Genomic DNA, 12500 nt, shown 5'->3' with positions numbered 1-12500 from the left:
GGCCCGGCCCGCAGGGGGCTCAGTCGCCGAGGACGACCGTGCGCTGGGCGGAGAAGTCGCCCCACTTCCCGTCGGGCAGCTTGGCGCGGAGCTTCATCGAGTAGCGGGTGCCACGCGGGTCCGTGACGGTGAGCCGGTAGTTCGCCCGGCCCTCGGGCGGGGTGGCGCCCCAGACGATGGTGGTGGTCAGGCGGCCGCCGATGAAGAGCTGGTACGCGGGGATCTCGCCGCCCGTCTCCGGCTGCCGCCAGTCCAGGTCTATGGCGTACTCCTTGCCCTGGACGCGGCTGCTGATCCGCAGGTCGGTGGGGGCGGTGCTCGCGGGTGCACCCGGGGCCGCGGCGGTGGTGAGGTCGATGGCATCGCTGTCCGGCGAGGAGGTGTCGGCGGCGTCGCGGGCGCGGACGGTGAAGGTGTAGACGGTGCCGGGGCGCAGGCCGGTCAGATGTGCCGTGGTCCGGGTGCCCGGCACGCTGTGGATCCGGGAGTCCTCCTGATAGATGTCGTACGAGGTGACCGCGACGTCGTCCGTCGAGCCTCCCCAGGAGAGGTTCACCGCCCGGCTGCCGTCCACCGTTCCGCGCAGCTTCACCGGGCGGGTCGGCGGTTCGTGGTCGGCGGGCGTCGGGGCGGGTGTGGTGACGCGTGCGGCGGCGCTCGGCGCGGAGAGGTTCCCGGCGGCGTCGCGGGCGCGGACGGTGAAGGTGTAGGCGGTCGACGCGGTCAGCCCGTCCACGTCGGTCATCACCTTGGCGGCCGGTACCGATTCGACCCGCTCGCCCTCGCGGTAGACCTCGTAACCGGTGACCGCCCTGTCGTCGGAGGCCCGCTCCCACATGACGTGCACGGAGGTGGCGCTGCTCGCCTGCGCCGTCACCCGGCCCGGCACCGTCGGCTTGGCGGTGTCGGGCCGGGGAGCGGAGTCGCAGGCGGTGAGCGCGGCGAGGAGCAGGGCGGCGGAACAGGCCAACGCGGCGGGTGCGTGGGGGCGTTGCACGGTCGTGCCTTCCGTCCGGAAGCAATGGTCCAGACCTGTATCGCATGGCGTGGGGGTCTCCGACAAGAGGGTGGAGCGGAAGCTTCCGCAATGTGGCGATGTGTACGGGCGGCCTGCGTGCCGCCGCCCGTCGGCCGGTTCCCGGTGTGGCGTACGGTCGGATGATGTTGTGCATACGGGGTGTTGTGCTGCCCGAACGCGAGGAACGCACGTTCTGGACCGACGGCGAGGTGCTCCGCGCGGGCCCTCCGCCCGGAGGGCTCGCCGGCCGGGACGCAGAGACGGTCGTCGACGGCGGCTGGCTGCTGCCCGGTCTCGTCGATGTGCATACGCATCCGGGCGCCCTGGAGCCGGGCTCGCCGTTCGACGAGGAGCTGCTGCGCAGGCAGTTGGGCGAGCATCGGGACGCCGGGGTGCTCGCGGTGCGCACCCCCGGCACCTCGCAGCGGATGCCCGCATGGGTGGCGCAGGACCCGGAGCTGCCCCATGTGACGTCGGCGGGGCGGTGGCTGGCCACACCCGGACGGTTCTTCCCCGGCTTCGGACGCGATGTGAGCGAGGACGGGTTGGCGCGGGCGGCCGTGGAGGAGGCGGCGGCTTCGGGCGGGTGGTGCAAGGTCATCGGTGACTGGGCCGCCGACGAACCGGCCTTGCCGCTGCCGCTGTTGAGGTCGGTGGTGGGGCTGGTGCACGCGGCGGGCGGCAAGGTGGCGGTGCACTGCCAGACCGCCGAGGGCACCCGCAACGCCGTACTGGCGGGCGCCGACAGCCTGGAGCACGGGATGCATCTCGACCCGGCCCTGCTGGACCGGATGGCCGCGCAGGGCACGGCGTTCGTGCCGACGCTGAGCGTGTTCGGCGCGAAGGAGGACGCGATGCGGGCACGGGAGCCGAGCGCGCGCCGTGATCTGTGGCTGGCCGGCTGGGACACCATGCTCGACAATGTGCGCGCGGCCCACGAAGCGGGTGTGACGGTGCTGGCCGGGACGGACTCCTTCCCGTGCGGAACGGTCGCGGGTGAGATGGAATGGCTGGTACGGGCGGGCCTTCCCGCCCACGCCGCGCTCGGCGCCGCGTCCTGGACGGCGCGGGCCTGGCTCGGGCTGCCGGGCCTGGTGGACGGCGCACCCGCCGATGTCGTCGCGTACGCCACCGATCCGACGCTCGACCCCGGTGCGCTGAACCACCCGAGCCGGATCGTGCTCCGCGGACGCGTCGTGCGATGAGCCCCGGGCACCCGGCGATGAGTTCCGGGCGACGGAGGAGTCAGCACTGTATGGACACGCACACAAAGACCGCTCCCACCATCGACCTGGAACCCGCCGCACGGCAGATCGCCGACCTGCTCGACGGCATCGACGATCAGCAGCTGGACGGCCCCACGCCCTGTCCGGACTATGCCGTGCGCGAGCTGCTCGCCCATGTGGCGGGGCTGAGCGCGGCGTTCCGTGACGCGGCGCGGAAGGACTTCGGCCCGACGACCGACACCCCTGTGGACGCGAGCCTTCCGGTCCTCGCCGGCGACTGGCGCGAGACGCTGCCGCCCCTGCTGGACGAGCTGGTGACGGCCTGGCGCGATCCTGCCGCCCGCCAGGGGATGACCAGGGCGGGCAGCGTGGATCTGCCGGGTGAGGTGGCGCTGCTGGTCGCGCTGGACGAGCTGGTGATCCACGGCTGGGACCTCGCCCGGTCGACCGGCCAGACGTACGAGGGGGACGAGGCGAGCCTTCGCGCCTCGCTGGCCGTGCTGACCCCCGACGACGGCAACCCCCGGCCGGAGAGCATCTTCGGCCCGCCCGTCCCGGTCCCGGCCGACGCGCCCCTCGTCGACCGGACCATCGCGATGAGCGGCCGCCGCCCGGACTGGGAACCGGGCGACTGAGCGGTACGCGGGGGGCGCCGCTCGGGATTCGGGCGGCGCGGCCCGCGCGGGGCGGGGCCCGGTCAGGCGGTGACCGGCATGCGCGCCACCTCGCGTGCCTGTTCCCGCAGCCGTTCGTCGGCCGGGGACATCCCCGGCCCCAGGCCCGCGGCCCGCACCCGGCGGTCCTGTTCGGCCAGGGCGGTCAGGCGGCGACGGCCTTCCTCCGTGAGGGCGGCGGGTCCGAGTACGGCGAGGGCCTCCAGCGCGGTCTCCGCGTCGGCGTCCCGCTCCGCCGCGTCCAGGAGCAGAGCGGCCGTGCGGGGGCCGTCGAGGGACTCCGGCGCGATCGCGTGCAGGGCGAGCACCGCCGACGGGACCTGCATCGGCTCGGTGAGCAGGCACTCCAGCGCGGGGACCAGCGGCCGGGCCGCGCCGCCGATGCGGGCCGCAGCCCGCGCGGCACGGCCGGACGTCCAGCTCAGCCACACCGGCTCCGTCTCCGCGAGCACACCGGCCAGCACCGGCACCGCTTCCTCCGGGTCACCGGTGATCCGCCACAGCGCCGCGGCGATCTCGACATCGGCGTCCATCTGCGGGATATTGCGCCCGCCCGCCCGGCCGCTGAGCGCGGACCGGAGGGCGGGGACCAGGGCGACCGCCTCCGGGCCCAGCCCGGCGGCGAGGCGCGCCGCCTCCCGCACCGCCGGATCGCCGGGGGTCAGCCGTTCGGCGACGGCCGCCCGCAACGGGCCGGTCTCCCCCGTCAGCTCGCGCACCGCCGTCGCCGCGGCGAGCCGGCCCTCCACCGGGCCGGTGCGTGCCGCGGCGGTCAGGAGCTCCGCGGTCGTCTCCCGGTGCTCCGGCGGGCAGATCGCGACCAGCGCCTCGGGTACCGCCGTCGGGCAGGCCGGCAGCACGGCCCACAGTTCGGGCAGGGCGGCCGATGCCCGGCTCCCCCACGCGCCGAGCAGGGAGACCAGCCGGACGGTCTCGTCCGCAGCGGGACCGTCCGCCGCGGCCAGCCGGTCACGGATCGCGTCCAGCAATTCCGGGTCGTACGCGAACGAGGCCCCGGCCACCCCCGCGTACGGGAACCCGCATGCCGCGCCCAGTGCCCGTGGGCGCCGCCCCAGGTCACGGGCGAGGAGCGGGGCGGCCCGGCCGGGGTCCACGCAGACGAGCACCTCCAGCGCGCGGTCCGCCGGATCGCCCTCCCCCATGGCGATCCGGGCCAGCCGCGGAGCCGCCGCCGCGGCCCGGACGCCCAGCTTCGCGAGCAGCGAGTACGCCGGGGGCGCGTCCGCCGGGTCGGCGATCAGCGCCTGCGCCGCACCGGACAGCCGCTCCGGCGCGCTGCGCGACAGCAGGCACGCCGTCTCGGCGGCCCACAGCGCCTCCTCCCGCGCGTCGGGGTCCGCACTGCGCAGGGCGGCGTCGAGCAGGGTGTACGCGGCGTCGCGGTCGGCGTCGGTGTCGCGGAGCAGCAGCGCTTCGACGACGTACTGAAGCGGTTCGTTGCGCTCAAGGTCCAGCCGGTCCTCGACGAGGCCGTTCACCGGCAGGAGGGAGAGCATCTCCCCGTGGTGCGCCGGTCCCCACGGCAGTCCGCCGTCCACGCAGGCCAGCAGTGCCGCGATCCGTACCTCGCCGGGTTCGTCCGCGCCGATGGCCGCGGTCGCCGCGCCGGCCGTGCCCGACGGGTCCAGATGGGCCATCGCGCCCAGGAGTTCGGCCCGTACCAGGGGGTCCGTCTCGGTCTTCCAGCGCCGGTGAAGCACCGGCAGCACCCGCTCGGCCGCGCCGGTCATCGCGGCGGCCCACACCGCGGCGCGCCGGAGCCCCGGATCCTCGGCGTCGACCGTCGTGAGGATCAGCGCCAGCTCACCGACGACGGCCGTCCGGCAGGCTGCCGCGTCGCCGTCACCGTCGTCCGCCCCGCCCTCCGCTATCCCGCCGAGCAGCGCCAGCAGGTCCTCCGTGCGGTACCCGGCCCCGGCGAGCCGTGCCAGGTACGGAACGGCGCGGGCCGTGGCCTCGTAGACCGACCCCTGGTGCAGGATGCTGCTGTACAGCTCGGAGATCGCCTCCGACGCGGCCGCCTCGCTCTCCCCGGCGAGCGCGCGCAGATGGCGGGGCACGTCCGCCGCGCTCCCGTAGGCGTGCTGGAGATCCGCCCAGGGCTGGGCGTCGACGTCGGCGAGGAACAGTACGAGATCCATGGAGCGGATCCTGCCACCCGGCACCGACACCACCCGCGGGCCGGCGCCCGGTCGCCCCGGACGCCGCTCCTCAGCTGGTGAAGAACTCCGTGATCTGGTGGGCGACCTGGTCGGGGTGGACCTCGTGCACCCGGTGGCCGCCCCCGATCGTGATCAGCCGGCAGTCCGGGATCAGCGAGGCCATCTCCTGGAGGCGCCCCTGGGGCATGGTGGACTCCGGGCCGCCCGCGATCATCAGCGTCGGCGCGACGATCTCGCCGAGGCCGGCCGCCCACTCGGGGTCGGGGTCGGCCACCTCGGCCCGGATGGGAGCGATCACGGCCTCGTCGTAGTCCACCGGCCCCGCCGGCTCGGCGGCCGGCTTCGGCTCGCTCGGGAACGGCGGCGGGGTCTCCACCAGCACGAGTCGCTCCACCCGGTCCGCGTGCTCCTGGGCGAGCAGATGGGCGACGACACCGCCCATGGAGTGGCCGACCAGGCCGACCCGGTCGAGCTCGCACTCGTCCAGGAAGCCGAGGACGTCGTCCCGCATGAGCTCGAAGGAGTATTCGTCGGGCCAGTCGCTCTCGCCGTGGCCGCGCAGGTCGAGTGCGTACACCCGCCACTGTTCGCCGAGCAGGGCGGCGGCCGCCTCCCAGCTCGCGGCGGAGCCGCCGAGGCCGTGCAGCAGGACCACGGGTGAGCCGAAGGGGTCGCCCCAGGTCCGGTACGCGAGCCGTACGTCGCCGACATCCACTACAGACTGATCTTCCATACCCATGACGCTACAGGCGCACGGGCCGGGGTCCGGCCGGGGGTCCGGCGGTGATTTCCGGATCCGGTGCCGCTCAAACCCTTGATCGCCGGGGCGCGGGAAGCGTCCGCCCCGGCGCCTGCGCACGCCGGTGCGCAACCCGTATGACCTGCGCCTTCATTCCTGCCCGAAGATCGGCTCCGCCCCGTGACCGGCCGGTCGGCGGCCCGTTGGGCTGAGGGACGGCTCGCGCCCACGTGGGCCGGAATACGGAGGAGAGAACCACATGATGAAGAAGCTGCTGCTGACCGCGGCTGTGCTGACCGCAGGCCTCGGGCTGGCCGTGAGCCCCGCCGCCCAGGCCGCGCCGAGCTCCACCGCCGTGCAGGCCGTGAAGGCACAGGCCGTGGTCTGCACCGTCAACGACAACGGGGTGAACTTCCGCGGCGGGCCGGGCAGTGAGTACCCGGTCCTGGGCCAGGTGAACCGGGGCCAGAAGCTCAACGCCCGTGGCCAGCAGGGCGACTGGGTCATGGGTGACCTGTGGGGCGGCCCGACCGGTGTCTGGATCCACGTGGCCTACCTCGACTGCTGAGCCCGCCGCGCCACCTCGATCCACCCGCCGACCTGCACCTCGGCCCCCACCTCGGCCCCGCATCACGCCCCTGGCGCGGTGCGGGGCCTCCCGCTTTCCGGGAGAACTTCTCAACTCCCCTGCGCCGGAGGGGTGTACGACCATCCCACACTCTGATAGGAAAGCTTCCTAACAGACCGTCGGAACGACGAACTCCCCTTTGGAGGACTGGTGCACGCTCCCCCTAAGCGCGCCAAACGTCGCAACACCCGCTCCGTGCGCATCACGGTCATCGCGGCTGGACTGGCCCTCACGGCCATTCCCGTCGCCGCCTACGCCGGTGCCCCCTCGCACCAGACGGCCGGCAAGCCGGCGGCAGCGGCCCCCAGGGCCGTCGCCGCGACCGGGCTGGACGATCCGGCGAAGAAGGAGATCGCCATGAAACTGGTCTCCAGCGCCGAGAACTCCTCGCTCGACTGGAAGTCCCAGTACAAGTACATCGAGGACATCGACGACGACCGCGGCTACACCGCGGGCATCATCGGCTTCTGCTCCGGCACCGGCGACATGCTCGACCTCGTCGAGCTGTACACCGAGCGCAAGCCCGGCAACGTACTCGCGAAGTACCTCCCCGCGCTGCGGAAGGTCAACGGCACCCCCTCGCACAGCGGTCTCGACCCGAACTTCACCAAGGACTGGGTGAAGGCCGCAGCCGACTCGGCGTTCCGGAAGGCGCAGAACGACGAGCGGGACCGGGTGTATTTCAACCCGGCCGTCAAGCAGGGCAAGGCGGACGGCATCGGCACGCTGGGCCAGTTCGCGTACTACGACGCCATCGTCATGCACGGCGACGGCGACGACAGCACCGGCTTCGGCTCCATCCGCAAGCGGGCCCTGTCCAAGGCCAAGCCGCCGTCCCAGGGCGGCAACGAGGTCACGTACCTCAATGCCTTCCTCGACGCCCGCGTCTGGGCGATGAAGCAGGAGGAGGCCCACGAGGACACCAGCCGGGTGGACACCGCCCAGCGGGTCTTCCTGAAGAAGGGCAACCTGAACCTGGACCCGCCGCTCGACTGGAAGGTGTACGGCGACAGCTTCCACATCGGCTGACCCGAGTGGTGGAACGCCGAGGCCGGTCCCGCCGCGTCGAGCCGCGGCTCGTGCGGGACCGGCCGTCCGGGTCGTCCGGTGTGAAGCGGCCTGCGCCGTACGGGCGGTCGCCGCTTCACACGCGCGTGGTCAGTGCAGTGCCGGGGAGGATCCGGCGCGGGTGGACGCGATCTCGTCGCCCGGTTCCATCGGCGCCGTCACGACGTCCGCGTCGCGGCCGCTGCCGATGTGGTTGAACAGCAGGTTCAGGATCACGGCCGCCACACAGCCCGTCGAGATGCCCGAGTCCAGGATGATCTTCGCGGTCTCCGGGAACGAGTGGTAGAACTCCGGCGCGGCGATCGGGATGAGGCCGACGGCCAGGGACACGGCCACGATCAGGACGTTGTTGTCCTTCTCCAGGTTGGCCTTGACCAGGGTCTGGATGCCGCTCGCCGCGACCGAGCCGAAGAGCACCACGCCCGCGCCACCGAGGACGGGCCGCGGCACGACCGCGATCAGCGAGGCCGCCATCGGGCACAGCCCCATGAGGACGAGGAAGCCACCGCCCGTGGCGACGACGTACCGGCTGCGGATCTTCGTCATCGCGACGAGGCCGATGTTCTGGGCGAACGCGCTGCACATGAAGCCGTTGAAGACCGGGCTGATCGCCGAGCCGAGGGTGTCGGCGCGCAGACCGGCCGCGATGGTCTTCTCGTCGGCCGGGCGGTCCACGATCTCACCGAGCGCCAGCATGTCGGCCGTGGACTCGGTCATCGAGACGACCATGACGACGCACAGCGAGACGATCGCCGCGGCGGCGAACTGCGGGGCTCCGAAGTGGAACGGCGTGGGGAAGCCGATGACCGCCGCGTCGCCGATCGGGCTGAAGTCCGTGACGCCGAACGGGATCGCGATGACGGTGCCGATGATCAGGCCGAGGAGTACGGCGATCTGCTTCACGAAGCCGGTGGTGAAGCGCCGCAGCAGCAGGACGACGATCAGGGTGATGCCCGCGAGGGCGAGGTAGGTCGTCGAGCCGTAGTCCTTCGCCGCCGGGTTGGGCCCCTGGGCCCAGCCGAAGGCGACCGGCATCAGCGAGACGCCGATGAGGGTGATGACCGTGCCGGTCACGACGGGCGGGAAGAAGCGGACCAGTTTGCTGAAGAATGGGGCCGCTATGAACCCGAGGACGCCGGCGACGATCACCGCTCCGAAGATGACGGGCAGCGCGTCCTTCTTGTCGTCGGTCGAGTTGACGACCGCGATCATCGGGGCGACGCCGGCGAAGGTGACGCCGTTGACGAACGGCAGCCGGGCGCCGATCTTCCAGATGCCGAGCGTCTGGAGGAAGGTGGCGAGGCCCGCGGTGAAGAGACAGGCGCCGGTCAGGAAGGTGAGTTCCTTGGGCGACAGGCCCACGGCCGCGCCCACGATCAGCGGCGGCGCGACGACGCCGGCGTACATGGCGGCGACGTGCTGGAGACCGGTGGTCGCCATCTTCAGCGGCGGCAGCTTCTCGTCGACCGGATGCTTGCCTGCCGGGATTTCGGTCCGCCCCTCGGTTTCCTCGTCGGGGGTGGTGCCTTGCTTGGTGAACCTGGGCTTGGTGGCCACTGCGGCTCCTCCGGTTGTTTTCCAGTGCCGGGGCGGCACTCGCTTCAGGGAGGTGGTGCGTCGTGCAAGGGCTTGCCGTTATTCGGTTGTGGATACTGCGCCCAGGTAGTGCTGACCGCCCCGAGACCGTGAAGCTTTGGGCCACGCCCCGGGGCGGCACTTGAGCAGCCCGCTCGGCTGCTCAAGTCCGGTCGGGGGCCGTCCCCCCCGACCGGAGTTCATTGGGTGGGGGTGGCCGCCGCGGAAATCCGGCGGCCTCCCCCCTGGGCCGTGTCCGTAAAGTCCCGTCGTACGCCCGAAGGGCGCGGCTCGCGGCGTCTGGTGCGTGCGATCGCAAGGCGGAGGATCGTCCTCGTACCGGGTGTACGAGGACGATTCCGACAACGCCGCGAGCGTGCGTGCCAGGCGTCGCGAGCCAGGCGGGACTTTACGGACGCGGCCTAGCCCTCGGCGGCGATCCGCGCGAGGCGCTGCGCCTCCTGACGCGCATCGCGGGCGATGGCGTCCTCGTCGGCGTGCACCAGCCGTCCGTCCTCGACGACCGGCTTTCCGCCCACGAGGGAGAGCGTGACCGGGGCCGCCGCACCGAAGACGATGGCGGTCACCGGGTCGGCGATCGAGGAGTGCCCGATGCCGTCGATCTTCCAGAGGACCAGGTCGGCGAGCTTGCCGGGTTCCAGGGAGCCGATCTCGGCGGCGCGCCCCAGGACCCTGGCCCCGCCGGCGGTGCCGAGCCTGAGCGCCTGGCGGGCGTTCAGGGCGGCCTCGCGGTGGGCGCCGAGCCGGTTGATGAGCAGCGCGTTGCGCAGCTCGGTGTGCAGTTCGCCGGACTCGTTGGACGCCGTGCCGTCCACGCCGAGGCCGACGGGTACGCCGGCCCTCAGCATGTCCGGGACGCGGGCGATGCCCGCGGCAAGGCGTGCGTTGGACGACGGACAGTGCGCGACACCCGTGCCTGTACGGGCGAAGGCGGCGATGTCGGAGTCGTTCATGTGGACGCAGTGCGCCATCCACACGTCCTCGCCGAGCCAGCCCGTCGACTCGAAGTAGTCGGTCGGGCCCATGCCGAACAGCTCGTGGCAGAACTTCTCCTCCTCGACCGTCTCGCTGCCGTGGGTGTGCAGCCTGACTCCGAGGCGGCGCGCCAGCTCGGCGCCCTGCTTCATGAGTTCGGTGGAGACGGAGAAGGGGGAGCAGGGCGCGACGGCCACCTGGGTCATCGCCCCGAAGGAGGCGTCGTGGTGCGTGCGGACGGTCTCCTCGGTGGCGGCGAGCGCGCCGTCGAGGGTCTCGACCGCGAAGTCCGGCGGCAGCCCGCCGTCCTTGACGCTGCGGTCCATGGAGCCACGGGCGAGGGTGAACCGTACGCCCATGTCACGGGCGGCCCCGATGATGGCGCCGGACAGGTCGCCGGAACCCTGCGGGTGGACGTAGTGGTGGTCCATGGCGGTGGTGACGCCGCCGCGGGCCATCATGGCGAGCGAACCCTGTGCGGCGACGCGGGCCATCTGCTCGTCGATGCGCGCCCAGGTGGGGTAGAGGGCGACCAGCCAGTCGAACAGATTGTGGTCGGTGGCGAGGCCGCGGGTGATCCACTGGTAGAAGTGGTGGTGCGTGTTGATCAGGCCGGGCGTGACCAGGTGCCCGGTGCCGTCGATGCGGCGTACGACGTCGGCCAGGTTCTCGGGGGCCCGGCCGGCGCCGACGGATTCGATGCGGTCGCCCGCGACGACGACATGGCCCCAGGCGTACTCGGTGTCGTGGGCGTCGACGGTCGCGATCGAACAGTTCTCGATGACGATGCGTTCCACATGCTCGGGGGTTGCCGATGCTGCCATGGTGCTTCCTTCTCTTTCCGGCGGTGTGGGCACGGCAGGACCCTAGGAGGATTTGAGTGCCACGGCCGTGCGGCCGTGGGTGCCGAGATGGTGGAAGAACAGGTTGAGCAGGACCGCGACGAGCGCTCCGGCGCTGATGCCGGAGCCCAGTACGGTCTGCGCCCAGGACGGGAATCCGGCGTAGAACTCGGGCGCGGCGAGCGGGATGATGCCCGCGCCGAGCGCCACGGCTACCAGGATGATGTTGGAGCTGTCGTCGAGTCCGGCCTCGGAGAGGGTACGGATGCCGCTCACCGCGATCGAGCCGAACAGGACGATACCGGCGCCGCCGAGGACCGGCATCGGCACCGTGGAGACCACCGCGCCGAGCACCGGGAAGACACCGAGGACCAGGAGCGCGCCTCCCGCGGCGGCGACGACGTAGCGGCTGCGCACCTTGGTCAGGGAGACGACGCCGACGTTCTGGGCGAAGGCGGAGGTGGGGAAGCCGCCGAAGACGGGGCCGAGGAGGGTGGCGATGCCGTCGGTGCGCAGGCCCCGGGTGATGGTCCGGCCGTCGGTCTCGCGGTCGCAGATCTCGCCGATGGCGAGCATTCCGGCGCTGGACTCCGTCATCAGGACGAGCGTCACCAGGCAGAGCGAGATGATCGCGGCGGGCTGGAACTCGGGCGCGCCGAACGCGAAGGGCGTCGGCAGCGCGGCGACCGGGGCGGAGCGGAGCGCTCCGAAGTCCGCCATGCCGAACGGGATCGCGGCCAGGGTTCCGATCAACAGGCCGAGCAGCAGGGCCACTTGTTTGACGAAGCCGCGGCCGAAGCGCTGGATGAGCAGGATGACCACGAGTGTGAAGGCGGCGAGTGCCAGGTACTTCATGTCCCCGAAGTCGGCGGCGGTCCTGTCGCCGCCCTGCGCCCAGGCGACCGGCACCGGCATCAGGGTCACCCCGATGAGCGTGATGACGACGCCGGTGACCAGCGGCGGGAAGAAGCGCAGGAGCTTGCCGAAGAAGGGTCCGATGGCCAGGCAGAAGACGCCGGCGACCATCACCGCACCGTAGATGGCGGGGAGCTGGTCCCCCTTGGCGTTGGTCTCGGCGATGGCGAGCATCGGCGCGATTCCGGCCGAGGAGGCGGCGTTGACGAAGGGCAGCCGGTTGCCGACGAGGCCCTTGACGCCAAGGGTCTGCAGGAGGGTGGCCACACCGGCGATGAGCAGGCTCGCGGCGATGAGCCGGGTCTGGCCCGCGGTGTCGAGGTGGACGGCCTGGCCGATGATGAGCGGGGGTGTGACCACTCCCGCGTACATGGCGGCGATGTGCTGGAGCGCGGCGGGCACGAGCCGCGAGGGGTGGAGCTTCTGGTCGACCGGGTGGACCTCTGGTCCTTCCGGCCGGGTGGAACACGGGCCTTCTGCCGGCCCTTTTGCAGGCGTTGCCATGGCTAGCTGTTCCCTCCGGTGTGGCGCGGGCCCCCCGCGGCCGGTTGGGGAGGGGGCCCGGGCGGGGGGGGCGGGGCCCGGGCGCCGGGTGGTTGGCGGGGAGCCAGCCGAGCCGGGGGGGGGGGGGGGGGT

At 72.5% G+C, this 12500-nt stretch carries 10 protein-coding genes; 4 read left to right on the top strand and 6 right to left on the bottom strand.

What is annotated here, in order from left to right; translation table 11 throughout:
• Positions 1-19 precede the first annotated feature (19 nt).
• Positions 20-997, bottom strand: coding sequence for a fibronectin type III domain-containing protein (locus ACFYY1_RS17685; RefSeq protein WP_388586036.1), 978 nt, complete (start codon positions 995-997; stop codon positions 20-22).
• A gap of 164 nt (positions 998-1161) precedes the next feature.
• On the opposite strand from ACFYY1_RS17685, the gene ACFYY1_RS17680 reads away from it, so the two are divergent.
• Together ACFYY1_RS17680 and ACFYY1_RS17675 are read left to right on the top strand one after the other, a co-directional pair.
• Positions 1162-2223: an amidohydrolase family protein gene (locus tag ACFYY1_RS17680; RefSeq protein ID WP_388586033.1), complete on the top strand. Its 1062-nt coding sequence runs from the start codon at positions 1162-1164 to the stop codon at positions 2221-2223.
• Between the two features lie 50 nt (positions 2224-2273).
• Positions 2274-2879, top strand: coding sequence for a TIGR03086 family metal-binding protein (locus tag ACFYY1_RS17675; protein WP_388586032.1), 606 nt, complete (start codon positions 2274-2276; stop codon positions 2877-2879).
• A gap of 62 nt (positions 2880-2941) precedes the next feature.
• On the opposite strand, the gene ACFYY1_RS17670 is transcribed toward ACFYY1_RS17675, so the two are convergent.
• Entirely contained in the window at positions 2942-5080 is a 2139-nt protein-coding gene (locus tag ACFYY1_RS17670) for a hypothetical protein (RefSeq protein WP_388586029.1), read from the bottom strand.
• 70 nt (positions 5081-5150) lie between these two features.
• The gene (locus ACFYY1_RS17665; protein WP_388586027.1) at positions 5151-5834 is read right to left on the bottom strand and encodes an alpha/beta fold hydrolase; all 684 of its coding nucleotides are present in this window, start codon (positions 5832-5834) and stop codon (positions 5151-5153) included.
• A 265-nt stretch (positions 5835-6099) separates the two neighbouring features.
• Here ACFYY1_RS17665 and ACFYY1_RS17660 point away from each other — a divergent pair, with 265 nt between their 5' ends.
• Both ACFYY1_RS17660 and ACFYY1_RS17655 read left to right on the top strand, forming a co-directional pair.
• Positions 6100-6408, top strand: a complete 309-nt coding sequence (locus ACFYY1_RS17660; protein ID WP_388586025.1) for an SH3 domain-containing protein — start codon at positions 6100-6102, stop codon at positions 6406-6408.
• A gap of 210 nt (positions 6409-6618) precedes the next feature.
• On the top strand, positions 6619-7497 hold the full coding sequence (locus tag ACFYY1_RS17655) for a chitosanase (RefSeq protein ID WP_388586023.1): 879 nt from the start codon (positions 6619-6621) through the stop codon (positions 7495-7497).
• Between the two features lie 129 nt (positions 7498-7626).
• Here ACFYY1_RS17655 and ACFYY1_RS17650 read toward each other — a convergent pair whose 3' ends face one another.
• The 3 genes from ACFYY1_RS17650 to ACFYY1_RS17640 form a co-directional block, all read right to left on the bottom strand.
• Positions 7627-8976 carry a nucleobase:cation symporter-2 family protein gene (locus ACFYY1_RS17650; RefSeq protein ID WP_388586281.1) on the bottom strand — a complete coding sequence of 450 codons (1350 nt, stop codon included), beginning with the start codon at positions 8974-8976 and terminating at the stop codon, positions 7627-7629.
• 557 nt (positions 8977-9533) lie between these two features.
• Positions 9534-10931, bottom strand: a complete 1398-nt coding sequence (locus tag ACFYY1_RS17645; protein WP_388586021.1) for an 8-oxoguanine deaminase — start codon at positions 10929-10931, stop codon at positions 9534-9536.
• A gap of 42 nt (positions 10932-10973) precedes the next feature.
• Complete coding sequence (locus tag ACFYY1_RS17640) at positions 10974-12368, bottom strand: nucleobase:cation symporter-2 family protein (RefSeq protein WP_388586019.1); 1395 nt, start codon at positions 12366-12368, stop codon at positions 10974-10976.
• Between the last annotated feature and the right edge of the window lie 132 nt (positions 12369-12500).

Source organism: Streptomyces sp. NPDC001890 (assembly GCF_042891445.1).
In the GTDB taxonomy this organism is placed as follows: domain Bacteria; phylum Actinomycetota; class Actinomycetes; order Streptomycetales; family Streptomycetaceae; genus Streptomyces.
The sequence above is the reverse complement of the archived record's forward strand: the minus strand, read 5'-3'. Positions and strand labels throughout refer to the sequence as shown.